This is a genomic window from Nocardioides marmoribigeumensis (genome assembly GCF_031458325.1).
GTDB lineage: Bacteria > Actinomycetota > Actinomycetes > Propionibacteriales > Nocardioidaceae > Marmoricola_A > Marmoricola_A marmoribigeumensis.
Genome location: NZ_JAVDYG010000001.1, coordinates 2,835,184 through 2,860,146, shown reverse-complemented (window position 1 = coordinate 2,860,146; position 24,963 = coordinate 2,835,184). Strand labels below are relative to the sequence as shown.

Here is a 24,963-nt window from a genome sequence, read left to right as displayed (position 1 = left end):
GTGGTGTCTGGGGTCCGCGGGCTCAGGCCGCGTAGGCGAAGAAGCCGCGGCCCGTCTTGCGGCCGAGCTGCTGGGCTTTCACCATCCGCAGCAGCAGCGCCGGCGGGGCGAGGTGTGGCTCCTTGAGCTCGTCGTACAGCGACTCCGCGATCGCGGCGGTGGTGTCGAGCCCGATGAGGTCGGCCAGCTCCAGCGGGCCCATCGGATGCGCGCAGCCCAGGCGCATGCCGGCGTCGATGTCGTCGGCGGAGGCGAGCCCGGACTCCAGCATGCGTATGGCGGAGAGCAGGTAGGGCACGAGGAGGGCGTTGACTACGAAGCCGGCCCGGTCCTGCGAGGTGATGACCTGCTTGCCGAGGGTCGAGGCGACGAAGTCCGTGGCGCGCTCGGCGGTCTCCGGAGACGTCTTGAGCGAGGTGATCACCTCGACCAGCGACATGATCGGCACGGGGTTGAAGAAGTGCAGGCCGATGACCCGGTCCGGCCGGCCCGACGCCATCCCGAGGTCGATGATCGGGATCGACGAGGTGTTGGAGGCGAGGACGGCGTGCGCGTCCACCGCCCGGTCGAGCTCGGCGAGCACCTGCATCTTGGCCCGCGGGTCCTCGACGACGGCCTCGACGACGAGGTCCCGCCCGGCGAGGGCGGCGAGGTCGCTGGTGTAGGACAGCCGGGCCGCGGCGCGGTCGCGCACCTCGTGGGTCAGCTTGCCCTTGCGCACGGCGCGTGCGAGGGACGCCTCGATCCGGTTGCGCGCCGCCTCGACCCGCTCGTCGTCCGCCTCGCAGACGAGCACGTCGACGCCGGCACGGGCGCAGACCTCGGCGATGCCGGCACCCATCTGGCCGGCACCGACGACACCGACCCTCTCGATGGCGCTCAACGGAACGCAGCCTGTCCGGTCATCGCCTGGCCCACCACGAGGGTGTGCATCTCGACGGTGCCCTCGTAGGTCAGCACCGACTCGAGGTTGTTCATGTGCCGGATCACGGGGTACTCCAGCGAGATCCCGTTGGCGCCGAGCACCGTGCGCGCGGTGCGACAGATCTCCAGGGCCTCTCGCACGTTGTTGAGCTTGCCGAGGCTGACCTGCTCCGGGCGGAGCGTGCCCGCGTCCTTGCGGCGGCCGAGGTGCAGCGCGAGCAGGACGCCCTTGGTGTACTCGAGGTTCATGTCAACGAGCTTCTGCTGGGTGAGCTGGAAGCCGGAGATCGGCCTGCCGAACTGGGTGCGCTCGTTGGCGTAGGACAGCGCCGCGCCCAACGACGACCGCGCCGCACCCATCGCGCCCCAGACGATGCCGTAGCGCGCCTCGTTGAGGCAGCTCAGGGGGCCCCTGAGCCCGCGCACCTCGGGCAGCATCGCCGACTCCGGCAGGCGCACGCCGTCGAGCACCAGCTCGCTGGTGACCGAGGCCCGCAGCGACAGCTTGTGCTTGATCTCGGGAGCCGTGAACCCCGGGGTGCCGGCGGGGACGACGAACCCGCGGACGCCCTCCTCGGTCTGCGCCCACACCACGGCGACGTCGGCGACCGTGCCATTGGTGATCCACATCTTCCGGCCGTCGAGCACCCAGTCCGAGCCGTCGCGACGGGCCCGCGTCCGCATGCTGCCGGGGTCCGACCCGGCGTCGGGCTCGGTCAGGCCGAAGCACCCGATCGCCTCGCCGCTCGCCATCCGCGGGAGCCACTCCTGCTTGTGCTCCTCCGACCCGAAGCGCCAGATCGCGAACATCGCCAACGACCCCTGCACGGAGACCAGGGACCGGATGCCGGAGTCCGTCGCCTCGAGCTCGAGGCACGCGAGGCCGTACTCCGTCGCCGACATGCCGGCACACCCGTATCCCTCCAGGTGCATGCCGAGCAGCCCGAGAGCGCCGAGCTCCTTGGCGAGGCCGCGGACGTCGTCGATCTGACCGCGCTCGAACCAGTCGGCGACGTAGGGCTCGATGCGCGCGTCGCAGAGCTGGCGCACCGACGCCCGGACCGCGCGCTCGTCGGCGCTCAGCAGGTCGTCGATGCCGGCGGGGTCGAGCGGCTCGAACGGAGGCAGGGCGGTGGTCTTGCTCATCAGGTGGGCTCCTCTGTCAGCCGGCGGCGGACCTCGTGGTTGTGTTCGCCCAGCAGGGGCGGTGGGGCGTAGTGGGCGATGGGGGTCTCCGAGAACGTGAGGGGGCTGCGCACCTGGAGGGTGTGCCGGTCCCCCACGCTCACGGTGGGCTCGAGCCCGAGGCGCTCGGCCAGGTCCAGGGCGTCGGTGATGGAGCCGACCTTGCCCGCCGGGACGCCGGCCGACGTCAGCCGGCCGGTCCAGGCGTCGACGGTGTCGCACCCGAGCCGCTGCTCCAGCAGGGCCACCATCGCGCGGCGGTTGGTCACCCGGTCCGCGTTGGTGCGGAACCGGGGGTCCTCCGCGAGCCCCGGCAGCTCCAGCGCAGCGGCGAGCCGGCGGAACTGCCCGTCGTTGCCACAGCAGACGGCGAGCTCGCCGTCCTTGGCACGCAGGGTCTCGTAGGGCGCGATCGAGGGGTGCTCGTTGCCCATCCGTCCCGGTGGCCGGCCGGTCGCGAGGTAGGCCGAGGCCTGGTTGACCAGCGAGCCGAGCAGGCTGGAGAGCAGGTTGACCTCCACGTGCTGGCCGCGGCCCAGCCGGTCGCGTGCCCGCAGCGCCGCGAGGATCCCGACGACCGCGTCCTTGGAGGTCAGCACGTCCACCAGCGCCACCCCGACCTTGGTCGGCTCCTCGGCGGGGCCGGTGATGCTCATCAGCCCGCCCACGGCCTGCACCAGGAAGTCGTAGCCCGGGAGGTCGGCGCCCTCCCGGCTGCCGAAGCCGGTGACCGACGCGTAGACCACGCCCGGGTTGGACGCCGCCACGTCGTCGTACCCCAGGCCCCGCCGGGCGAGGGTGCCGGTGCGGAAGTTCTCGATCAGGACGTCGCACCGAGCGGCGAGCTCCCGGGCGAGCCGCAGGTCGTCGGGGTCGTCGAGGTCGAGCTCGACGGACTGCTTGGAGCGGTTGGCCGACTCGAAGTAGGCGCTCGAGGTCTCCGTCCACGGCGGCCCCCAGTGGCGGGTGTCGTCGCCGGCTCCCGGGCGCTCGACCTTGATCACCTCGGCACCGAGGTCGGCCAGCGTGGCGGCGGCGAGCGGGCCGGCCAGCACGCGGCTGAAGTCGGCGACCAGGACGCCGTCCAGCGGGAGGCTCATCGTTGCCCCTGCGGTGCCTCGGGCAGCCGGCCGTTCACGCGACGCGGCAGCGACCACGGGTTGTCCTCGCGCGCCTCGGTCGGCAGCCAGTGGTCGGTCACCGACTGGAACGCGACCGGCCGGAGGAAGCGGGCCAGCCCGTGGGCTCCGACGGAGGTCGCCGCCGGCACCGTCGTGGCGGGCCACGGGCCGCCGTGCTGCTGCGCCCAGGTGAAGGCGACACCGGTGGGCCAGCCGTCGACGACGACACGGCCCGCCTTGCCGCTGAGCACCCGGACGAGCTCCCGGGCCTGGGGGTCGTCCGCGCCGCCCGTGACGAGGCCGGCCGCCAGCGATCCCTGCAGGGTCCGCAGCGTGTCGGCGAGCTCGTCGTCAGCGGCGTACTCGCAGACGAGCACGACCGGCCCGAAGCACTCCTCGAGCAGCCGGCTCCCCGGCTTCAGCGAGCTGACCGGGGCACGCAGCACCGCCGCCGGGGCGCCGTTGGCCGCGTCCGGGGCGGGTACGCGCTCCACCAGCTCCGCGCCCGCGTCCAGCATGGCCGTGATGCCGGTGCCCACCGAGGTCGCGATGGCCCGGCTGAGCATCACCGGTGCAGGGTCCGCGTCCCGCAGCGCGGCGGCGACGGCATCGGCCGCGCCCGCTCCGGCAGGCGCGAGCAGCAGGCCGGGCTTGGTGCAGAACTGGCCGTGGCCGAGGGTGAACGAACCCACGAACCCGGACGCGACCTCGGCGACGGCGGCGGCGTCCGCGGCCCCGGCGCGGGTCACCACCACCGGGTTGACGGTGCCCATCTCGGCATAGACCGGGATGACGACCTCGCGCTCGTTGGCCAGGCGCCACAGCGCCATCCCGCCCGCCTGCGAGCCCGTGAAGGCCACGGCGGTGACCTGCGGGGCCCTCACCAGGGCGGCGCCCGCGTCGCGGCCCACCACCAGCTGCAGCACGCCGTCCGGCGCGCCCGCGCTCGTCATGGCCTGCCGGGCGATCTCGACCTGGCGCACGCTGAGCCCGACGTGGGCCTCGTGCGCCTTCGCGACGACGGGGCAGCCGGCGGCGATCGCGGCGCCGGTGTCGTTGCCGAGGACGCTGAAGGCGAACGGGAAGTTGCTCGCCCCGAAGACGGCGACAGGCCCGAGCGGACGGTTCACCCGCACCAGGCGCGGGGTCGTCTCCGTGGCCTCGTCGACCGTGACGTCCAGGTAGGACCCCTCCGCCGCGACGTCGCCGTAGAAGCGCAGCTGGTCGGCGGCGCGCCCGACCTCCCCGGTGAGCCGGGGCAGGTCCAGGGCGGTCTCCGCGTCGGCGAGCGCCGCGAGCTCGTCGCGGTGCTCCTCCAGGGCGATCGCGGCGGCGTGCAGCCACCGGCGGCGCTCCGCGGGGCCGGTGGTGGCGAGCACCGACGCGGCCTCCTCGGCCGCGCGGAGCACCGCGGCGAGCTCGGCGGTGCCGGTCTCGTCCGCGACGCTCACCGGCGCGGCCGTCCGCGGGTCGTGGGACGTGACGGTCATGGGTGCTCCTCAGGCGATCGTGCGGATGAGCTTCTTGTTGACGAACTCCTCGATGCCGTAACGCCCGAGCTCGCGTCCGAAGCCGGAGCGCTTCACGCCACCGAAGGGGAGCTCGACGCCGTCGGCGTTGACGCCGTTGATGAAGACCATCCCGACGTCGAGCTGGTCCGCCACGCGCTGCGCCTGCTCGGGGTCGTCGGTGAACACGTAGGACCCCAGCCCGAAGGGCGTGTCGTTGGCCACCCGCACGGCCTCCTCCTCCGACCCGACCTTGAAGACCATCGCGACGGGACCGAAGAGCTCCTCGTGGAACACGTCGTTGTTGGGGTCGACCCCGAGGAGCACCCCGGCGGGGAAGAAGGCGCCGTCGCGCTCCCCCGTCGTACGCAGCTCGGCGCCCTGGGCGACCGCGCGGTCGACCTGCGACGCCAAGTTGTCCGCGGCCGCCAGCGAGGAGAGCGGCGAGTCCACGGCCGCAGCGGCGAGCGCGGTCTGCAGCGCCGCGACGAAGTCGTCGTAGAGCTCGTCGAGCACGATGATCCGCTTGCCGGCGTTGCAGGCCTGCCCGGTGTTGTAGACCCGCGCGTCGATGGCGGCCTGGACCGTCGCGTCGAGGTCGCCGGCGCCCAGGACGATGAACGGGTCCGACCCGCCGAGCTCGAGCACGACCTTCTTGAGGTTGCGGCCGGCGATCTCGGCGACGGCGGCCCCGGCCCGCTCCGAGCCGGTGAGGGAGACCCCCTGGACCCGGGGGTCGGCGATGATCTCGGCGACCTGCTCGTTGGTCGCGTAGATGTTGACGTAGGCGCCCTGCGGCAGCCCCGCGTCGACGAAGATCCGCTCGATGGCCTTGGCCGACGACGGGCACTGCGGCGCGTGCTTGAGTACGACGGTGTTGCCGGCGACCAGGTTGGGACCGGCGAACCGGGCCACCTGGTAGCAGGGGAAGTTCCACGGCATGATCCCGAGCAGGACCCCGACGGGGCTGCGCCGGACCAGCGCGGAGCCGGTGCCGTCGAGCAGGTCGATCGGCTCGTCGGCCAGGAAGGACTCGGCGTTGTCGGCGTAGTAGCGGTAGATCGCCGCGCAGAAGCCGACCTCCCCGAGCGCCTCGTCGCGCGGCTTGCCCATCTCGAGGACGATGAGGTCGGCGAGCTCCTCCTGGCGCTCCTCGTGCAGGTCGGCGACCCGTCCGATCAGCTTCGCGCGCTCGGCCACCGACGTCCGCCGGCCCCAGTCGGCGTATGCCGTGGAGGCGCGGTCGAGTGCCGAGGCGATGTCGGCCGCGGTCGCGGTGGGGTAGCTCTTGACGGCCTGCCCGGTGCGCGGGTCGCGCACGACGTACTGGGTCGAGCCGGTCTGGGTCGGGTCGCTCTGGTTCATCGTGGTCCGTTCCTGGTGTCGGTCAGGGGGTCGTCGGGGTCGTCGGGTTCGTCGGGGTCGTGGCTCGGCGTCGTTCGGCGCAGGCCGCGACGAAGCTGCCGAAGAGGGTGAGCCGGTCGGAGGTCGGGCCGTCGTCGTCCTCTGGGTGCCATTGCACACCGACGACCCAGCGGGCCGGGTCGTCGAACCCCTCGACGACGCCGTCCTCGGCGACGGCCGCGAGCCGCAGCCCCGACCCGAGCTCCTCGACGGCCTGGTGGTGCCCCGACCGGCCGACGACGCCGTCGGTGCCGAAGATCGCGTGCAGTCGGGTGTCGGGGACGAGGCGGATCTTCTCGTCGAGGAACAGCGGCTCGCCATCGCCGCCGCGGTGCAAGGCGAAGTCCTGGAGGTCGGGGATGATCGTCCCGCCCCGGTGGACGTTGACCAGCTGGGCGCCCCGACAGATGCCGAGCACGGGCCGGTCGGCACGCTCGGCCGCCTCGATCGCCGCGAACGCGTCGCGGTCGGCGCGCTCGTCGACCCCGTAGGAGTGGGGCACGTCGACCAGCGAGGAGCCGTAGCAGCTCCCGGCGACGTCTCCCCCGCCGAGCAGCAGCAGCCCGTCGCAGCGGGCCGCGGCCGTCGGGTCGGCGAGCGGGGTCGAGGTGTCCAACAGCTCGTAGGACGCGCCGAGCTCGACCAGCGTCTCGAGCGCCACCCGGGTGAACCGGCGAACGAGCTCGGCCACCGCCTCGTCCATGTCGGGGAAGTTGAGCGACACCAGAACGGCCACGTGGGCCGTGGGCTGACTGGGCATGGGCCGGGCCGGGGTCACCTCCTCGAGCCGGACGACGGCGCTCACCGGTTCTGGCTCCGCTTCTGTGCCCGTTCGACGAGGTCCGCGAACAGCGCCGCGTCGGAGACCGAGATGGCGTGGAGGTCCTCCGGGTGCCACTGCACGGCGAGCACGTCGGCCGTGCGGTGCTCGACCGCCTCGACGAGGCCGTCGTCGGCGGTGGCGGTCACGACGAGGTCCGGCGCGAGCACGTCGATCGCCTGGTGGTGGTAGGACGACACCGGCACCCGGTCGCCGCCGACGATCGCGTGCAGCCGCGACCCGCGCACCACCGCCACGTCGTGCTGCGCGTCGCGGTGCCGCACCGTCGTCTCCTCCACGTGCTGGAGCAGGGTGCCGCCGAGGGCGACGTTGAGCACCTGCATGCCGCGGCAGATCGCCAGCGTGGGCAGGTCGGCGGCGACCGCCGCGCGCGCCGCGGCGAGGTCGAGCTCGTCCTGGAAGTCCACGACCGCCACCGTCCCCGGGTGCGGCTGCTGGCCGTAGCGGCCCGGGCCCAGGTCGGCCCCGCCGGGAATCAGCACCCCGTCGAACCGCGCGAGCCGCTCCTGCAGCCCCTCGGTCGGGTCCGCGGCCGGGCCGTGCACGACGACGGGCTCGCCCCCGCCGGCGTACACCGCCTCGCAGATGGCCTCGGCCGCCAGCGTCGCGCTGAACCTCAGGATCGGGACCGAGTCGGCACGGCGACCGACGACTGCCACCAGGGGGCGCACTCAGGCCTCCGCGAAGGGGTAGTCGAGGGTGGGGAGCCACTCCTCCCAGACCTTGCGGTGCCGGCCGTCGGCGATCACCCGGGACAGCGCGTCGTCGAGCTGCGCCAGCACCTCCGGCCGGTCCTTGGCCACGCCGATCCCCCACCGGTTGCCGGTGCGCGCAGTGAAGGCCAGCTCGAAGCGCGGGTCGTGCTCGCCCAGGGGCACGAACACCACGTCGTCGTCGACCACGGCGTCGACGCGCCCGTCCTCCAGCGCGGCCAGCATGTCGGCGTACACGTCGTCGGAGCCGTCGGAGCCGAAGCCCACCGGCAGCGCGCCCTCGAACGACTCGGCCAGCGCCATGTTGGTGCTGCCGTCGATGGCGGCCACGCGGCGTCCCGCGAGGTCCGCTGCCGAGGCGATCCCGGAGCCCCGGCGGACGAGCACGCCCTCGTGGAACACCGCGTAGGGGCGGGTGAAGTCGACCTGCGCCTGCCGGGCGGGGATGATGCCCTGCCCGCAGAGCACGGCGTCGGCGCGGTGCTGCTGCACCGCGGGGATCATGTCGACCCAGGGCACCCGCACCCACTCGACGGGCCGGCCGAGCTCGGCGCCGAGGAGCTCGGCGACCGCGGGCTCGAAGCCGGTGCGGCCCCGCTGCTCGGACCAGAGCGAGAACAGCGGCGGCGCCTCGGCGTCGAGGCAGGCCAGGCGCAGTTGACCGCCACCCACCGGGCCGCTCACGGGGCGTCGTCCCAGTAGGTGTTGCGCTCCCAGTCGGTGACGTGCCCGCAGAACCTCGCCCACTCGTCGGCGTGGTAGTCGACCAGCAGCGTGGACAGCTCCTCGCCGAGGGCGGCCCTGACGACGTCGTCGCGGCGGAAGGCCGTGATCGCCTCGCCGAGGGTCATCGGCAGCTCGGGGAAGCGCGCGTCCTGCACGGCGTCGTACGACGAGCCCTGCGTCGGCTCGCCCGGGTCGATGGCGTTCTTGAGGCCGTCCTCGCAGGCCGCGATCATCACCGCGTGCGAGAGGTAGGGGTTGACCGCGGCGTCGGGCAGCTTGTACTCCAGCCGACCGTTGGCGGAGAGCCGGACCGTGCAGGTCTTGTTGTCCAGACCCCAGTTGATCTTCGAGGGGGCGAACTGGCCGGCGTCCCAGTAGCGCTTGTAGGAGTTGACCGTCGAGCCGTTGATCAGCATCGCACCGGCGGTGTGGGTGAGCAGGCCGCCGAGGGCGTGCCGTCCGACCTCGGAGAGGTGGAGCTGGGTGACCCCGGGATCCTCCAGGACGTTCACGCCGTCGCGCCAGAAGCTGAAGTTGTGGTGGCAGCCGTTGCCCATCATCCCGGTGGCGGGCTTGGGCATGAAGCTCGCCTCGATGCCGAGCTCGCGCGCGACCTGCTTGCAGAGCTGGCGGTAGGTGATCAGCCGGTCGGCGGTGAGGTCGGCGTGGTCGTACATGAAGTTGAGCTCGACCTGGAACTCGTCCTCGTAGTCGCCCTCGATCATGTCGAGGCCGAGCGCCTGCGCGTAGGCGACGACCTTCTTCACGATCGGTCGGTTCCGCTCGAGGTGCTCGATGTGGTAGGCCGGGCTGGAGTCAGGACGGAAGCGGCCCTCGAGCCCCTCGCCCTTCCAGGTCATCTCCGGCTCGCAGCCCGTGCGCATCTCCAGCCCGGTGCGCTCGGTGAACTCGCGGTGCACCCGCTTGAGCACGCCACGCGAGTCGCAGGCGTACGGCGCCCCGGCACCCTCGGCGAGGTGGTCGGGCTCGTAGAGGCGGCAGAAGACCCGCGCGAACGAGGTGTCCCAGGGCAGCACCGCGAAGGTGTCGAGGTCGGGGACGGCGGTGTACTCGGCGGCGTTCACGCCTCCGCCGAGGAGCACCCCCTCGCGCGTCGTCTGCAGGTTGGCGACCGCCGTGCGGTGCTGCTGCACGCCCTTGACCGCCGTCCGCTCGAGGTGCCGGGCCGGCATGACCTTGCCGACGACGCGGCCGGTGATCGTGACCGACTGGTAGTAGATGTGCTCGACGCCGTGCTCCTTGATTGCGGCGAGCGCGGCAGCGAGGTGCGGGCTGCCGGCGTTCTCCTGGCGGTGCTGGTCGAGTGCGCTGGTGGTCATGGGATCTCCGTGTCGGACGTGGGACGGTTCAGGCGATGGGGACGAGGCCGGCGAAGGCGTTGCGCAGGTCCCGCTGGCGGGCGGGGCTGAGGTTCACGGCGAGCGTGCCGACGTGGTGTCCTGCGCGGTGGTAGGTGGCAAGCACGCCTCCCGTCAGGTGGCCGGGGTCGCCCTCCTCGACGCGGACCTCGTCGGCCAGCGCCGGCGAGCCGAAGCTCTGCAGCCGCAGGTCGAGCTGGTCGCTCCAGAAGGACGGGACCGGGGCGAAGGGGGTCGGGTCGGGGGCCTCGCCGTCGAGCAGCGCGGCGAGGGTCCGTGCCGCGCGCTTCGCGGTGTCGGTGGGGACGGACCAGTGCTCGACGCGCCGGGGCACGTCGTCGAACAGGGGGTTCGGGAAGCGGGCGAGGTCGCCGACGGCCACCACGCGCCCGGCGTCCGCGACCCGCAGCTGGTTGTCGGTGAGCACGCCGTCACTCAGGTCCAGGCCGTTGCCGTCGAGCCACTCGGTGCTGCACACCGAGCCGACCGCCTCGACGACCACGTCGGCGGCCAGGGTCTCGCCGGTGTCGAGGAGCACGCCCCCCACCCGGTCGTCGCCGACGTACGCCGTGACGCCCGCTCCGAGGACGAACCGGATGCCTGAGGCCTCGAGGTGCCGCTGAACGGCCGCGCTGAGGACGTCGCCGATGACGCGGGCCATCGGACCACCGACCGGCTCCACCACGGTCACGCGGTGCCCGAGCGTCCGCAGGGTCGCGGCGACCTCGCAGCCGATGAACCCGGCACCGACCACGACGACGTCCGCCGGACCGGCGGGGGGCAGGGCCGCCCGCAGGCCGTGGCAGTCGTCGACGGTGCGCAGCACGTGACGGCCCGTCTCCGGGCCGGGCACGGCGAGCCGGCGCGGGCGCAGTCCGGTCGCCACGACCAGCCCGTCGTAGGCCATGGTGTGGCCGGCCTCGGTGACGAGCGTCCCGGCGCCGAGGGCGGCCGCGGCGACCGGGTCGCCGAGGCGGAACTCGACGTCCGCGGTGCTCGCGCGGCGGCGGAACAGCACGCGCTCCAGCAGGTCGGCCGGCGCGCCGCCGGGGGGCGCCGCGAGCACCTCCTTGGACAGCGGAGGGCGGTTGTACGGCGGGTGGGGCTCGGCCCCCACGACCGTGATCGGGCCCTGGTGACCGGCCGCGCGCAGCTGCTCGGCGGCGCGCAGCCCGGCGAGGGACGCGCCGACGACGACGACCCGCTCGGCGGTCGACATCAGCCCTCGACCAGGATCGCCTGCACCGGGCAGACGTCGGCGGCTTCCTCGACGTACTCCCGCATCGCCTCGTCGGGCGTGGCGTCGTACTCGAGGTGACCCTCGTCGTTGATCTGGAAGACCTCGGGCGCGGCGATCGCGCACTGGCCGTGGTCCTGGCACAGGGCCAGGTCGACGATGACCTTCATGAAGAGCTCCTGGGGGCGGTGTGAGGGTGGTGACCGGACGGGTCAGGACGCGGGGGTGAAGCCGAGGGACAGCCGCACGGGACCGGTGTTGCCGGAGTCCGGCATCCAGGTGGCGCCCGGCAGGAGCCGGAGGTCCGGCATCCGCCGGGCGAGCAGCGGCAGCGCCTCGCTCATGTCGGAGCGGGCCACGAAGTGTCCGAGGCAGTGGTGCGCTCCTCCGCCGAACCCGAAGTGCGGCCGGCGGTCGGCGGTGATGTCGAAGCGGTCGTCGAACACCCGCGGGTCGGTTCCCGCGGACTCGCTGTAGAGGTGGACCGTGGTGCCCGCGGTGAGCTCCAGGTCCTGGAAGGTGAAGTCCTCGAGCACCTCTCGGGTGACCCAGCGGACCGTGGGGTTGACCCGCATGACCTCCTCGACGGCCTTGCCGCCGAGGTCGGGACGCTCGGCGAGGAGTCGCCACTGGTCCGGGTGCTGGCTGAAGGTCTGCATGGCCAGGCCGAGCTGGTTGCGGGTGGTGTCGAACCCGCCGAAGACCAGCAGGACCATCGCGTCGCGCAGCTCGGTGTCGTCGAGCCGGCCGTCCTCGGGCCGGGAGGCGTTGACCAGCGCGGTCACGAAGTCCTCGCGCGGGTGGGCTCGGCGGTCCGCGATGAGCTCGTCGCAGTAGGCGTAGAGGTTGGCGAGCGCGGCCTCGATGCGGGGCAGCTCCTCGCGGAAGGTCACGCCCAGGGCCAGCCCGATGGTGGCGGACTCGCGGGCGATGATCGGCCACTCCTCCTCGGGGATGCCGAGCATGATCGCGATCACCCGGGCGGCGTAGGGCTCGGCGAACTCCGACACGAACTCGCACTCGTCTGCCTTCGCGAAGCCGTCGACGAGCTCCGTGCCCAGCGCCTGGAACCGCGGGACCAGGCCGCCGATGAGCTTGGGAGAGAACGCGGGGTTCATCAGCCGGCGCAGCCGGTGGTGCTCGCTGCCCTCCTTGTTGAGGATCCAGCTCGCCCACCACCGGGCGAACGGGCCCTCCGTCACGCCGTTGTGCGCCGGCCAGGCGACGCTGCCCTGCCGCAGCTTGGGGTGCTTGAGCAGCCGGCTCATCTCGTCGTAGCGGAGCACCGCGATGCCGTACGGCGTCGTGGCGTACCAGCTCTGCTCCCGGGCGGCGTGGACCTGCTCGGAGGTGATCGAGAACGACGGGTCGTCGACGGCGAGCGACGGGACGGTGTCGGGGACGAGTGCCGACATGGACAGCCTCCAGGGGCGGCGCGACAAGTGGTGTGAGAAGAAAGACTCTAGAAATAGAGTCTTTCTGTCAACCCCCTGGACCAGACCTACGTCGCGTCGCCTCCGGACCGCGCGACCGCGACCCGCCACCCGGTGCCGTTGGGCACCTCGTCCACGCGGCAGAACTCCTCGCCCACCGCGGGCAGCTCCGTGAACCGGTTGCCCACGACCCACCGCGGGCTGTTGGCGGCGAGGACCCGTCGCTCGGCACTGACCAGCACCGCCTCGCGGGAGACCCGCCTGAGCACCGACACCAGCCGTCGCTCGACCTCGTTGACGGACAGGTCGGCGCCGACGACGCCGAGGAACCGCTGGTCGACGTGGACCGGGACCGTCATCGTCAGGACGTAGAGCTCCGAGCCGGAGTAGTCGACGTAGGGGCCGTAGACCACACGTCGTCGCCCGGCGCGGGCCTGCTGGAACCACTCCATCTGCAGGTAGTCGTAGACGTCGACACTGCTCGGGTCGAAGTTCAGCCGCAGTCGCGCGACCCGCTCCCCCGGCGCCTGCTGCCACCACGACATGAACCGCTCGTGACCGCTGACGACCCCCGCGTCGGCCACGAAGCCCATCCCGACGACCATCGGTTCCGCGGCGACCAGGGACACCAGCAGGTCAGCCGTGGGCTGCAGCGCGGCCTCGGAGAGCCCGCCACCGGCAGACCCGACCTGCTCGACGCGGCCCGCGACCTCCTCCAGGCTCGCGTAGATCGGCTCGACGAGCGCGGCGACGTCCTGCGCCAGACCCGCTCCCGGCTCCTGATCCACGCTCACGACACGACTCCGTCCGAGGTCAGCTGCAGGTGGAGCGCGGTGAGGCGGCTCAGGTGGCCGTCCACGTGGGCCTCGGCGAGACGTCGCGCTCCCTCGGCGTCCTCCGAGACCACCGCGGCGGCGATGCCGTGGTGCTCGGCGACCATGGCCGCCACATCCACGCCAGGGTCGACCGGCAGCCACAGCAGCCCCGAGACCTCTGCCTGGAGGCTGACCTCCCGGCGGGTCAGCCGCGAGGAGTGGGCGGCCACCGTGACCTCGATGTGGAACCGGCAGTCGGCCCGGATCTGGTCGCCCCGGGTCGCGGCCGCGCCGAGCTGCTCGGTGAGGCCGAAGAGCCGGCGCACGTTCACCGCCGAGGCGCGCTGCGCGGCCAGCCACGCGGCCTGCCCCGCGACCGCCCGGTGCTCGTCGGCGAGGTCGCGCAGGTCGGACAGGGTCATGGCCGTGAGCCGTTGCAGCTGGGGCTCCACGGGCGGGGAGGAGAGCCGCTTGACGAAGGACCCGCCACTGCGCCCTCGACGGGTCTCGACCAGACCCAGCTCCCGGAGCGCGGCCAGCGCCTCGCGCACGGTCATCGGCGCCACCCCGAACTGAGCGGCGAGATCGGGCTCCGCCGGCAGCCTCTCCCCGTCGTTGAGCAACCCCAGGCTGATCGCCTCGGAGAGGCGCTGGACGACCTCGTCGGCGCGGCTGCCCGCGGTCACAGGCGGCACGAGGGTCGCCGGCAACGTCATCGCACGCCCTCCCTGTGTGGTCTCGGGCCCAGTCGGTCCGCGAGCAGGCTAGAGCACTTGACGGTAATCCCCGCAGGGTATTGACGCCTAAACACCTAGGATTGTAGTTTTTCGCGGTGTAACTCGGGTCACACCACGACCCCGCGGCGCCCAGGGCGCCCTCCTGCCGGGACGATCCGGCACCTATCCCGAGGGAGATCGATGAGCACGGACTCAGCATCGCGCGACGTCAGCGCGACAGACGGCTACTACGAGTTCCACGACCACGAGGACGTCGCCCACCTCCACGCCCTGGGCTACAAGTCGGAGTTCAAGCGGGACATGAGCCCGTGGGCGAACTTCTCGCTGGGGTTCACCTACCTGTCGCCCGTCGTCGGGGTGTACACGCTGTTCGCGTTCGCCCTCGCCACCGGGGGTCCGCCGATGATCTGGAGCTTCCTCATCGTCGGCTTCGGCCAGTTCCTCGTCGCGCTCGTGTTCAGCGAGGTCGTCGCCCAGTTCCCCGTCGCCGGCGGCGTCTACCCGTGGGCCCGACGGCTCTGGGGCCGGCGCTACGCCTGGATGACCGGGTGGGTCTACTTCGTCGCGCTGCTCGTCACGATCGCGTCCGTCGTCTACGGCGCCGGGCCCTACCTCGCGTCCGCGCTCGGCATCGAGCCGTCGGTCAACAACACGATCATCGCCGCGCTGGTGCTGATCGCGCTGGCGACCCTGATCAACTTCCTGGGCACCAAGGTGCTCGCGATGGCCGCGATCATCGGGTTCACCGCTGAGATCATCGGTGCGCTCGTCGTCGGCGGATGGCTCCTCATCGCCCACCGCGAGCACGGCCTCGGGGTGCTCTTCGACTCCTTCGGAGCCGGCGGGGACGGCAGCTACCTGTGGGCGTTCGCAGCAGCCGCCCTCATCGGCGTCTACCAGTACTACGGCTTCGAGGCCTGCGGAGACGTGGCCGAGGAGGTGTCCGACCCGGGTCGCCTCATCCCCAAGGCGATGCGCCGCACGATCTACATCGGTGGGGCGGCCGCGACCTTCGTGTGCCTGGCGCTGGTGCTGTCCGTGGCCGACATCCCCGCGGTGATCTCGGGGGCCGACACCGACCCCGTCGGCACGCTGCTCGACGACGCGTTCGGCAGCGTCGGGTCGAAGATCGTGCTCGGTGTCGTGCTGATCTCGTTCCTCTCCTGCGCGATGAGCCTGCAGGCCGCCGCGAGCCGGCTCGCCTACTCCTACGGACGCGACGACATGATCATGGGCAGCTCGCTGCTCAAGAAGTTCTCGCAGACGCGCCACGTGCCGCCGTACGCCCTGCTGGTCTCGGCGCTCGTCCCGGCCGTCATCGTGCTCGGCTCGAAGTTCTCCACCGACGCGATCACCAAGATCATCAGCTTCGCTGCCCTGGGCATCTACATCGGCTTCCAGATGGTCGTGCTGGCCGCGCTGCGGGCACGCCTCAAGGGCTGGGTGCCGTCCGGGAAGTACACCCTCGGAGCGTGGGGGCTGCCGGTCAACATCGGCGCCCTGGTCTACGGCGTCATCGCCATGGTCAACATGGCGTGGCCGCGGACCCCGGACGCCCCGTGGTACGACAACTGGATCGTCGCCCTGTCCGCCGTGGTGGTCCTCGGCCTCGGTGTGGTCTACATGGCGGTGCACCCGCTCCACGACCGCAGCACCGCGCCGTACGACGACGCGATCCCGAAGGTGCCCGCGGAGCGCTGATCCGTCGGGCGACCTCGCGAGGGGTCGACCCGCTGCAGGCCCCGGTCGAGTCAGCTCGGCCGGGGCCTTCGGCTGTCCTCCGGCTCCTGACTGCGGGTTGCTCGCGGAGCGGCCTTCGCGGTGCAGGTGCCGCGCGAGTCGACGTCGCTCGGCGAAGCCGGACGGGAGCGCATCAAGCGCCTCGAGGTCGAGACCAGCCAGCCCCTGCGCAACGCCGTGCGCGACGGTGTCGAGTCAGGGCTGCTCCGCACCTCGGACCCCGACCTGGTCGCCTACAACCAGCTGCTCGCCCACGCCTGGGCGCTCACGCACTTGTACTTCGAGAAGACGATGGCCCTCCAGGCCTACACCGGAGCCCAGATGGCATTCGCGCTGAGCGCCGTGGTCGCGCCCAAGTCCCGGCGCAAGTACGCCGCCCGAGCGCCAGCGGGGACGAATGCTCGGCGTTGCGGAAGACCTGTGCGCAACAGGTCGCCTCTCAACTTCCCGGTCGGGAGGACGTCTGCACGTCCCAGTTCCTTGAGGACCTGATTGCGACATGCAGAAGGGCCCGCACGGTTTCCGTACGGGCCCTGCGATTTGTAGCGGGGGGAGAGCGCAAACCTGCGCTCCCCCTGTTGAGCCTCGTCGAGCTCCCGCGGCGCTAGGCACCTGCCAGGGCATCTGCCACCCGTTCGTCATGGCGTCATGACAGCACGAGGGCCTGACACCGACACGGTCTGGCGGACTTGTCTCGCCGGCACCGGACATCAGGGATCGATCCAGGAGATCGCTCGGCCGTCGATCCGCGCGACAGCACCGTTCGGCACCTCGACCCACGGGGCCTGGTGCGGTTCCAGCCCGCCCAGGTGGGCGAGCACAGCACGGATCGCGTCGCCATGGGACACCAGCACGGTGACCTGATTTCGGTCGAGCCCGGCCAGCATGGATGCCATCCGGTCGTGGACGTCCTGCAGCGACTCGCCGCCGGCGACCGGGAGAGTCGGATCGGACCAGTCGTGCTCGGCAGCGACGGCCCACGTCTCGTCGTACCCTCTGCCCTCGAGCGAGCCGAGGTGCTGCTCCCGCAGGCGCTCGTCGAGGACGACCTGCCCATCGAGCACGCCGAGCCGTCTCGCCAGCACCTCAGCGGTCTCCCGCGCACGCACGAGGTCGCTGCTCAGGATCCTCGGCGACGGCCCCGTCAGATCCTTCTCGATCGTGCGAGCCGCGCGCTGGGCCTGGTCGCGCCCCAGGTCCGTCAGACGAGGGTGCGCGGTCTGCCCCTGGGTGAGGCGCAGGACGTTCCACTCCGACTGGCCGTGGCGGACGAGGTAGACCGGGTGCGTCACGTGCCGCATCCTCCCGTAGTCTGCGCAGACGCCCGTGGCGCAGGAACCCGGTGAGATTCCGGGGCGGTTCCGCCACTGTGACGCCTCGTCCCGACGAGGTGCAGCCAGATACTGGCCGCGGGCCTTCCGACCGATCGACGGGGCGAGAACCCCGGAGGAGGACCCGCCGCCATGCGGATCGCGCTGCTGTCCACGTCCGACACCGACCTGCTGAGCGCGCGGGCGTCCGGCGCCGACTACGTCCTGGCCAACCCGGCGCGGCCAGGCCACCAGTCGATGACGGAGACCATCGCCGGCTGCGACCTCGTGGTCGCCCGGCTGCTCGGCTCCCCCCAGGACCTCTGCTCCGGCTTCGCCGCGACCGCCGCCTCGGGCACGCCGGTGGTCGTGCTCGGTGGTGAGCAGACGCCCAACGCCGAGCTGATGGAGCTCTCGTCGGTGCCGATCGGCGTCGCAGCGGAGGCGCACCGCTACCTCGCCGAGGGCGGACCGGCCAACCTGCGCCAGCTGCACGCGTTCCTCTCCGACACGGTGCTCCTCACCGGCGAGGGGTTCGACGCCCCGCAGGTGCTGCCGGCCTGGGGCTTCGCGGCCCGTCCCGAGGTCCCGGGCGACCTGCCCCGGGTCGGGATCCTCTACTACCGGGCGCACGAGGCGAGCGGCAACACCGCGTTCGCGCACGCCCTCGCCGACGCGGTCGATGCGACGGGTCAGGCCGTCGGCGTCTCGGTCTTCGCAGGCTCCCTGCGGTCGGCTCCCGACGAGCTGTACGACGCGCTGGGCACCCTCGACGCGCTGGTGGTGACCGTGCTCGCTGCCGGCGGCACCGTGCCCTCCTCCGCGAGTGCGGGCGGCGACGACGAGTCGTGGGACGTGGCGAGGATGTCGGCGCTCGACATCCCTGTCCTGCAAGGGCTCTGCCTCACCTCGAGCCGCGCGGAGTGGGAGGCCTCGGACGACGGCGTGAGCCCGATCGACTCCGCCACGCAGATCGCGATCCCCGAGTTCGACGGCCGCATCATCACCGTCCCGTTCTCGTTCAAGGAGGTCGACGACGAGGGGCTCCCCCACTACGTCGCGGACCCGGAGCGGTGCGCCCGCGTCGCCGGCATCGCGGTCCGGCACGCCCGGCTGCGCCACGTGCCCAACCGCGAGAAGAGGCTGGGGCTGGTCCTCTCGGCGTACCCCACCAAGCACGCGCGGATCGGCAACGCCGTCGGCCTCGACACCCCGGTGTCGGCGGTGCGGATGCTGCGCCGGCTCCGCGAGGAGGGCTTCGACCTCGGCACCGGCAACCCGGTCGTCGAGATCCTCGACCGGGACGGCACCGACACCGAGGCCGGCGACGCGCTGATCCACGAGCTGATCGCCGCCGGTGGCCAGGACGAGGAGTGGCTGACCCAGGCCCAGCTGACCGACGCGCACGTGCGCATCACGCCGCAGCAGTACGACGCGTGGACGCGTCACCTGGCGCAGGACCTGCGCGAAGCGATGGTCGAGGCGTGGGGACCCGCGCCCGGGTCGCTGTTCGTCAACGATGACGGCGAGCTGGTGCTGGCGACGCTGCGCGCGGGCAACGTGGTCCTCCTCATCCAGCCGCCGCGCGGGTTCGGCGAGAACCCGGTCGCGATCTACCACGACCCGGACCTCGCCCCCACGCACCACTACCTCGCCGCTTACCGCTGGCTCGACCAGGGGTTCCGCGCGGACGCCGTCGTGCACCTCGGCAAGCACGGCTCGCTGGAGTGGCTGCCCGGCAAGAACGCGGCGCTGTCGGCCGGGTGCGGCACCGACGCGGCGCTCGGCGACCTGCCGCTGGTCTACCCCTTCCTGGTCAACGACCCGGGCGAGGGCGCGCAGGCCAAGCGGCGTGCGCACGCGACGATCGTCGACCACCTCGTGCCACCGATGGCGCGCGCGGAGACGTACGGCGACATCGCGCGCCTCGAGCAGCTCCTCGACGAGCACGCCAACATCGCCTCCATGGACCCGGCCAAGCTGCCGGCGGTCCGCGGCGAGATCTGGCAGCTCATGCACGCCGCGGAGATGCACCGCGACCTCGGCCTGGACGAGCAGCCCGACGCCGAGGACTTCGACGACTTCCTGCTGCACGTCGACGGCTGGCTGTGCGAGATCAAGGACGCCCAGATCCGCGACGGCCTGCACGTGCTCGGCGAGGCGCCGGCCGGCGAGGCGCGGGTCAGCCTGGTGCTGGCGATCCTGCGCGCGGCGCAGGTCTTCGGCGGCCAGGCGCAGGCCGTGCCGGGGCTGCGTGCCGCGCTGGGCCTCAAGGAGGGCGCCGAGGCGACGACCGCGGTCGACGCCATCGAGGCCCAGGCACGCGCCCTGGTCCAAGCGATGGACGACGCCGGCTGGGACGTCGCGACCGCGGCGACCCTGCACGACGACCCCGAGGTGCAGCGGGTGCTGGAGTTCGCGGCCACGCAGGTGGTGCCGCGACTGGCCCGCACCACAGACGAGCTCGACGCCGTGCTGCACGCCCTCGACGGTGGCTTCGTCGCGGCCGGGCCCTCGGGCTCGCCGCTGCGCGGCCTGGTCAACGTGCTGCCGACCGGCCGCAACTTCTACACCGTCGACCCGCGCGCGGTCCCGTCCCGCCTGGCCTGGCAGACCGGCCAGGCGATGGCCGAGTCCCTCGTCGCGAAGTACGTCGAGGAGACCGGCACGCACCCGCGCTCGGTGGGCCTGTCGGTGTGGGGCACGAGCGCGATGCGCACCAGCGGCGACGACGTCGCGGAGGTGCTCGCGCTGCTCGGCGTGCGCCCGGTCTGGGACGAGGCGTCCCGCCGGGTCAGCGAGCTGCAGGTCGTGCCGCTGGAGGAGCTCGGTCGCCCACGCATCGACGTGACCGTGCGGATCTCGGGCTTCTTCCGCGACGCCTTCCCGCACGTGGTCGGGATGCTCGACGACGCCGTCCGTCTCGTGGCCGCGCTCGACGAGCCGGAGGAGGTCAACTACGTCCGGGCGCACGCGCAGGCCGACCTCGCCGAGCACGGCGACGACCGGCGTGCCACCACGCGCATCTTCGGCTCCAAGCCCGGCTCCTACGGGGCCGGCATCCTCCAGGTCGTCGAGTCGGGCACGTGGCGAAGCGACCAGGACCTGGCCGAGGTCTACACGACCTGGGGCGGCTTCGCCTACGGCCGCGACCTCGACGGCGCGCCGGCGGCCGACGACATGCGCGCCAACTACCGGCGGATCAAGGTGGCGGCCAAGAACGTCGACACCCGTGAGCACGACATCGCCGACAGCGACGACTACTTCCAGTACCACGGCGGCATGGTCGCCACGGTCCGCGCGCTGAGCGGGCAGGACCCCAAGGCCTACGTCGGCGACTCCACGACGCCGGACGCTGTCCGCACACGGACCCTGCAGGAGGAGACCAACCGCGTGTTCCGGGCACGGGTGGTCAACCCGCGCTGGATCGGCGCGATGCAGCGCCACGGCTACAAGGGCGCCTTCGAGCTGGCAGCGACCGTCGACTACCTGTTCGGCTTCGACGCCACGGCCGGGGTCGTCCACGACTGGATGTACGCCACGCTCGCCCACGAGTACGTCCTCGACGAGACCAACCAGGAGTTCCTGCGCCGCTCCAACCCCTGGGCGCTGCGCGGCATCGTCGAGCGGCTGCACGAGGCAGCCGAGCGCGGCCTATGGGCCGAGCCCGACCCGGACACCCTGGCCGCGATGCAGGCGGTCTACCTGGACGTCGAGGGCGAGCTCGAGGACCGCGGATGAGGGTGCGCGTCCTGGGCATCGGCATGGGACCGCAGCACGTCACCCCCGAGGTCTCCGCCGCGCTCGCCACGGTCGACTACGTCCTCGCCGCCGAGAAGTCCGACGAGGACGGCCTGCTCGCGGTGCGCCGCGAGATCGCGGACGCCCACGGAGTCGAGGTGGTCACGGTCCGCGACCCCGAGCGCGACCGCGCCGATCCCGCCGACTACCCCGCCGCGGTGCGCAACTGGCACGGCGCCCGCGTGGCGGCATACGCCGATGTGCTGCGGTCCCGCGGCGGCACGGCGGCCTTCCTCGTGTGGGGCGACCCGTCGCTCTTCGACTCGACGATCCGCGTCGTCGAGCAGCTCGGGGTGGAGTACGACGTGCTGCCCGGCATCAGCGCCCCGCAGCTGCTCGCCGCCCGGCACCGCACGGTGCTCCACCCGGTCGGCCGTCCCGTGCACGTGACCACGGCCCGCCGGCTGCACGACGACGTGGCTGCGGGACAGACCAACCTCTGCGTGATGCTGACCGGTGACCTCGACCGCGCGCTGGGGGCACCCCGGCTCGCCGACTGGTCGGTGTGGTGGGGCGCCAACCTCGGCACCGCGTCGGAGGAGCTGGCGACCGGCGTGGTCCTCGACGTGCTGCCCCGGCTCGTCGAGGCCCGCGCCCGCGCCCGGGCGGCAGCCGGCTGGGTCATGGACGTCTTCCTCCTCCGCGCCCCCGAAACGGTCGCGTGAGCGGGCTCCTGGTCGCCGGCACCACCTCCGACGCCGGCAAGTCGGTCGTCACCACCGGCCTGTGCCGGGCGTTCGCCCGCCGCGGCGTGAGGGTCGCGCCGTTCAAGGCGCAGAACATGTCCAACAACTCCATGGTCTGCGAGGCCGCCGACGGCACGACCGCAGAGATCGGCCGCGCCCAGTGGGTGCAGGCCCTCGCCGCGCGGGTCACGCCCGAGCCGGCCATGAACCCCGTGCTGCTCAAGCCCGGCAGCGACCGGCGCAGCCACGTGGTGCTCCTCGGCCACCCCGCCGGCGAGGTCTCCTCCACGGACTGGGAGACCGGGCGGCGCCACCTCGCGCAGGCCGCCCACGCGGCGTACGACGACCTCGCCCTGCGCGTCGACGTGGTGGTCGCCGAGGGTGCGGGCAGCCCCGCGGAGATCAACCTGCGCGCGGGCGACTTCGTCAACATGGGCCTGGCCCGCCACGCCTCCCTGCCGACGGTCGTCGTCGGCGACATCGACCGTGGGGGCGTCTTCGCCGCGATGTTCGGCACCGTCGCGCTGCTCGGGCCCGAGGACCAGCGGCTCGTGGCCGGCTTCGTGGTCAACAAGTTCCGGGGCGACCGCGTGCTGCTCTCCCCCGGCCTCGACTCGCTGCAGCGCCTCACCGGACGCCCCCTGCTCGGCGTGCTGCCGTGGGACCCGTCGCTGTGGCTGGACTCCGAGGACGCCCTCGACCTCGAGGGTCGGCGCTCCCGCGGCGACGCGGCCCTCCGCGTCGCCGTCGTGCGGCTGCCGCGGATCAGCAACTTCACCGACCTCGACGCGCTCGGGCTCGAGCCCGACCTCGACGTCGTCTTCGCCTCCGATCCCCGCGACCTCACCGGCGCCGACCTGGTCGTACTGCCCGGCACGCGGTCCACGATCAGCGACCTGCGCTGGCTGCGTGCGCGCGGCCTCGACGTGGCGGTCCTCGACCACGCCCGCCGCGGCCGGCCCGTGCTGGGGATCTGCGGCGGCTTCCAGATGCTCGGCCGCACGATCGCAGACCCGCACGGCGTCGAGGGGCCCCCCGGAACCGAGGTCGAGGGGCTCGGGCTGCTCGACGTGCGCACGGACTTCGAGCCGGACAAGGTGCTCCGGCTGCCGACAGGCACCGCCCTCGGGGTCGAGGCGTCGGGCTACGAGATCCACCACGGCCGGATCACCCCCGGCACGGACGAGGAGCTGCTCGGCGGTGCCCGCTCGGGTTCCGTCGTGGGCACGATGTGGCACGGGGCCCTGGAGGGTGACGCGCTGCGGGGCGCCCTGCTGCACGAGCTGCTCGGCCGGACACCGTCGGAGGTCAGCTTCCCCGCCGCCCGCGAGGCCCGCCTCGACCGGCTGGGCGACCTGGTCGAGGAGCACCTCGACGTCGACGCGCTGCTGGGCCTGGCCCGCGACGGCGCACCCGCCGGCCTTCCCGTGCTCCCGCCCGGAGGTGCCGCGTGAGGCTGCTGCTCCTGGGCGGGACCGGCGAGGCGCGCGAGCTCGCCGCCGCGCTGGTCGGGTCCGGGGTCAACGTCACGAGCTCGCTCGCCGGCCGCGTCGCCCAGCCCCGGCTGCCCGTCGGCCGCGTGCGGATCGGCGGCTTCGGCGGCGTGGACGGCCTGCGCTCCGCGCTGCGGGAGTACGACGCCGTGGTCGACGCGACGCACCCGTTCGCGCTCGGCATGACGGCCAACGTCGCCCGGGCGTGCGCGCTCGACGGCGTGCCGCTGCTGAGGCTCGAGCGACCCGGCTGGGACCCACAGCCCGACTGGCACCTCGTCGACGACCACGAGCAGGCGGCGACGACGGCAGCGAGACTGGGCGAGCGTCCGTTCGTCACGGTGGGTCGCCAAGAGCTCGGTCGCTTCGTGCCGGCGCTCGGCCGCCACGCCGTGCTCGCGCGCGTGGTCGACGTGCCCGACCTGGAGGTGCCGCCGACGTGGGAGGTCGTGACCAGCCGCGGCCCCTACACGCTGTCCGGCGAGCTGGAGCTGATGCGTCGCCACGGCAGCGGCGTGCTCGTGACCAAGGACTCCGGCGGGACCTACACCCGGCCCAAGCTCGAGGCTGCCGCCGAGCTCGGTGTCCCCGTGGTCGTCGTACGCCGGCCGGCCGGGCCCGAGGGGACCCGCTGCGTGAGCGACGTGGCCGAGGCCGTCGCGTGGGTGCGGGAGCGGGTGTGAGGGTCCTGGTGACCGGCGGGGTCCGGTCGGGCAAGTCGCGGCACGCGGAGTCGTTGCTGGACGGCGTCGCTGCGACGTACGTGGCGCCCGGCCCGCTGGTCGACGACGCCGACTGGCAGGCGCGCGTCGCGGCCCACCGGGCCCGACGCCCGAGCAGCTGGACCACGCTGGAGACCCACGACCTCGCGGCTGCGCTGGCAACGCCGGGGCCGGTCCTCGTCGACTGCCTCGGGACCTGGCTGACCGCGGTGGTCGACCAGCACGCCCTGTGGGAGGCGCCCTCCGCGGAGGTGACCGCGCTCGTCGAGCACCTGGCTGGGGAGGCGACCGCTGCCCTGGCCGGACGCACCGACGACGTCGTCCTGGTGACCAACGAGGTCGGCCTCGGCGTCGTGCCTGAGCACCGGTCGGGGCGGTTGTTCCGCGACCTCCTCGGCCTGGTCAACCAGCGGCTGGCGGCGGCGTGCGACGAGGTGCACCTCGTCGTCGCGGGGCGGGTGCTGCGGCTGTGAGCGCGCTCGTGCTGGTCGGCATGTCCGTCTCCGACGTGGACCGACGGGCGGAGCTCCTGGCCGCGGCGGACCGGCTGGACGCGACGGTGGCCTTCCTGCAGATGGGCGACCCCAGCCTGTCGCGCGAGCTGACGCGTCTGGCCGACCTCGGCGCCGAGGAGGTCACGCTGGTCGCGGTGAGCCTCGGCCTGCTGGCGCCCGGTCACTCGTGGCTGCGGCGGATCGCGGCGCACTGGTGGCGCGAGCGTGCGGGGCAACGCCCGTCGGTCGTCGTCGCGACGCGCCTGGTCACCTCGCTCGACCAGGTGGAGGCCGCCCTGGTCGACGTGCGGCCCGTCCGCGGCGACGAACCCGGCCTGACCAGCGACGCCTGGGAGCACGTCGACGGCCACCGCCACCAGGTGCTGGTGTGCCGGGGCCCCCGGTGCACCGCCCGGGGCTCCGACGACGTCGTGCGCGCGCTCGTCCTGGGCCTGGTGGAGGCCGGGCTCGGCGACCACGACGTGCTGGTCACCCACACCGGCTGCCAGCTCCCCTGCAACCAGGCGCCCGTGGTCACCGTGCAGCCCGACGACGTCTGGTACGGCGGCGTCGACGCCTCGTCGGCGCGCCTCATCGTGACCGACCACCTCGTCGACGGGCGCCCGGTCGAGGGCCGTCGGCTCCCCCGCTGACCGGCAGCCCACGGCCTCGTCCCGGGGTCGCGTCCCACGGC

Annotated in this window: 23 protein-coding genes and 1 riboswitch; of the genes, 8 read left to right on the top strand and 15 right to left on the bottom strand. The window is 73.0% G+C overall.

Going from position 1 to position 24,963, the window contains the following annotated elements:
* Positions 1-22 precede the first annotated feature (22 nt).
* The 14 genes from J2S63_RS13740 to J2S63_RS13675 form a co-directional block, all read right to left on the bottom strand.
* Positions 23-883: a 3-hydroxybutyryl-CoA dehydrogenase gene (locus J2S63_RS13740; RefSeq protein WP_310303228.1), complete on the bottom strand. Its 861-nt coding sequence runs from the start codon at positions 881-883 to the stop codon at positions 23-25.
* Entirely contained in the window at positions 880-2,070 is a 1,191-nt protein-coding gene (locus J2S63_RS13735) for an acyl-CoA dehydrogenase family protein (RefSeq protein WP_310303225.1), read from the bottom strand. The genes J2S63_RS13740 and J2S63_RS13735 overlap by 4 nt, the downstream gene beginning before the upstream one ends.
* Entirely contained in the window at positions 2,070-3,209 is a 1,140-nt protein-coding gene (locus J2S63_RS13730; protein WP_310303222.1) for a CaiB/BaiF CoA transferase family protein, read from the bottom strand. Before J2S63_RS13730 ends, J2S63_RS13735 begins: the two co-directional genes overlap by 1 nt.
* Positions 3,206-4,720, bottom strand: coding sequence for an aldehyde dehydrogenase family protein (locus J2S63_RS13725; RefSeq protein ID WP_310303219.1), 1,515 nt, complete (start codon positions 4,718-4,720; stop codon positions 3,206-3,208). The genes J2S63_RS13730 and J2S63_RS13725 overlap by 4 nt, the downstream gene beginning before the upstream one ends.
* Before the next feature lie 9 nt (positions 4,721-4,729).
* The gene (locus J2S63_RS13720) at positions 4,730-6,103 is read right to left on the bottom strand and encodes an NAD-dependent succinate-semialdehyde dehydrogenase (protein ID WP_310303216.1); all 1,374 of its coding nucleotides are present in this window, start codon (positions 6,101-6,103) and stop codon (positions 4,730-4,732) included.
* A 22-nt stretch (positions 6,104-6,125) separates the two neighbouring features.
* Complete coding sequence (locus J2S63_RS13715) at positions 6,126-6,947, bottom strand: gamma-glutamyl-gamma-aminobutyrate hydrolase family protein (RefSeq protein ID WP_310303213.1); 822 nt, start codon at positions 6,945-6,947, stop codon at positions 6,126-6,128.
* Positions 6,944-7,654 (bottom strand): gamma-glutamyl-gamma-aminobutyrate hydrolase family protein, encoded by a 711-nt coding sequence (locus J2S63_RS13710; protein ID WP_310303210.1) that lies wholly within the window; start codon positions 7,652-7,654, stop codon positions 6,944-6,946. Before J2S63_RS13710 ends, J2S63_RS13715 begins: the two co-directional genes overlap by 4 nt.
* A complete protein-coding gene (locus J2S63_RS13705; RefSeq protein ID WP_310303207.1) occupies positions 7,655-8,380 on the bottom strand; it encodes a substrate-binding periplasmic protein in 726 nt (241 codons plus the stop codon). It lies immediately after the preceding gene.
* Positions 8,377-9,762, bottom strand: coding sequence for a glutamine synthetase family protein (locus tag J2S63_RS13700; protein ID WP_310303201.1), 1,386 nt, complete (start codon positions 9,760-9,762; stop codon positions 8,377-8,379). The genes J2S63_RS13705 and J2S63_RS13700 overlap by 4 nt, the downstream gene beginning before the upstream one ends.
* Positions 9,763-9,790: 28 nt before the next feature.
* Entirely contained in the window at positions 9,791-11,020 is a 1,230-nt protein-coding gene (locus J2S63_RS13695) for an NAD(P)/FAD-dependent oxidoreductase (RefSeq protein ID WP_310303199.1), read from the bottom strand.
* Positions 11,020-11,208, bottom strand: coding sequence for a ferredoxin (locus J2S63_RS13690; protein ID WP_310303196.1), 189 nt, complete (start codon positions 11,206-11,208; stop codon positions 11,020-11,022). Before J2S63_RS13690 ends, J2S63_RS13695 begins: the two co-directional genes overlap by 1 nt.
* Before the next feature lie 42 nt (positions 11,209-11,250).
* Complete coding sequence (locus tag J2S63_RS13685; protein WP_310303194.1) at positions 11,251-12,453, bottom strand: cytochrome P450; 1,203 nt, start codon at positions 12,451-12,453, stop codon at positions 11,251-11,253.
* 86 nt (positions 12,454-12,539) lie between these two features.
* Positions 12,540-13,265: a cache domain-containing protein gene (locus J2S63_RS13680; protein WP_310303191.1), complete on the bottom strand. Its 726-nt coding sequence runs from the start codon at positions 13,263-13,265 to the stop codon at positions 12,540-12,542.
* The gene (locus J2S63_RS13675) at positions 13,262-14,002 is read right to left on the bottom strand and encodes a FadR/GntR family transcriptional regulator (protein WP_310303189.1); all 741 of its coding nucleotides are present in this window, start codon (positions 14,000-14,002) and stop codon (positions 13,262-13,264) included. Before J2S63_RS13675 ends, J2S63_RS13680 begins: the two co-directional genes overlap by 4 nt.
* A gap of 201 nt (positions 14,003-14,203) precedes the next feature.
* On the opposite strand from J2S63_RS13675, the gene J2S63_RS13670 reads away from it, so the two are divergent.
* Together J2S63_RS13670 and J2S63_RS13665 are read left to right on the top strand one after the other, a co-directional pair.
* On the top strand, positions 14,204-15,724 hold the full coding sequence (locus J2S63_RS13670) for an APC family permease (protein WP_310303187.1): 1,521 nt from the start codon (positions 14,204-14,206) through the stop codon (positions 15,722-15,724).
* A 120-nt stretch (positions 15,725-15,844) separates the two neighbouring features.
* Positions 15,845-16,255: a hypothetical protein gene (locus J2S63_RS13665; protein WP_310303185.1), complete on the top strand. Its 411-nt coding sequence runs from the start codon at positions 15,845-15,847 to the stop codon at positions 16,253-16,255.
* 218 nt (positions 16,256-16,473) lie between these two features.
* Here J2S63_RS13665 and J2S63_RS13660 read toward each other — a convergent pair whose 3' ends face one another.
* Entirely contained in the window at positions 16,474-17,055 is a 582-nt protein-coding gene (locus J2S63_RS13660; RefSeq protein WP_310303183.1) for a histidine phosphatase family protein, read from the bottom strand.
* Positions 17,055-17,189: riboswitch (cobalamin riboswitch) on the top strand. Its footprint overlaps the gene before it by 1 nt.
* A gap of 37 nt (positions 17,190-17,226) precedes the next feature.
* Between J2S63_RS13660 and cobN the strand changes: the two genes are divergently transcribed.
* Genes cobN through J2S63_RS13630 form a run of 6 tightly spaced genes read left to right on the top strand, consistent with a single transcriptional unit; the run spans position 17,227 to position 24,922 of the window.
* The gene (cobN, locus tag J2S63_RS13655; protein WP_310303181.1) at positions 17,227-20,814 is read left to right on the top strand and encodes a cobaltochelatase subunit CobN; all 3,588 of its coding nucleotides are present in this window, start codon (positions 17,227-17,229) and stop codon (positions 20,812-20,814) included.
* Positions 20,811-21,539, top strand: a complete 729-nt coding sequence (cobF, locus tag J2S63_RS13650) for a precorrin-6A synthase (deacetylating) (RefSeq protein ID WP_310303178.1) — start codon at positions 20,811-20,813, stop codon at positions 21,537-21,539. The genes cobN and cobF overlap by 4 nt, the downstream gene beginning before the upstream one ends.
* Positions 21,536-23,014 (top strand): cobyric acid synthase, encoded by a 1,479-nt coding sequence (locus tag J2S63_RS13645; protein WP_310303175.1) that lies wholly within the window; start codon positions 21,536-21,538, stop codon positions 23,012-23,014. Before cobF ends, J2S63_RS13645 begins: the two co-directional genes overlap by 4 nt.
* The gene (locus J2S63_RS13640; RefSeq protein WP_310303174.1) at positions 23,011-23,736 is read left to right on the top strand and encodes a cobalt-precorrin-6A reductase; all 726 of its coding nucleotides are present in this window, start codon (positions 23,011-23,013) and stop codon (positions 23,734-23,736) included. Before J2S63_RS13645 ends, J2S63_RS13640 begins: the two co-directional genes overlap by 4 nt.
* On the top strand, positions 23,733-24,248 hold the full coding sequence (locus J2S63_RS13635) for a bifunctional adenosylcobinamide kinase/adenosylcobinamide-phosphate guanylyltransferase (protein ID WP_310303170.1): 516 nt from the start codon (positions 23,733-23,735) through the stop codon (positions 24,246-24,248). The genes J2S63_RS13640 and J2S63_RS13635 overlap by 4 nt, the downstream gene beginning before the upstream one ends.
* Positions 24,245-24,922: a (2Fe-2S) ferredoxin domain-containing protein gene (locus tag J2S63_RS13630; RefSeq protein WP_310303167.1), complete on the top strand. Its 678-nt coding sequence runs from the start codon at positions 24,245-24,247 to the stop codon at positions 24,920-24,922. Before J2S63_RS13635 ends, J2S63_RS13630 begins: the two co-directional genes overlap by 4 nt.
* Positions 24,923-24,963 lie beyond the last annotated feature (41 nt).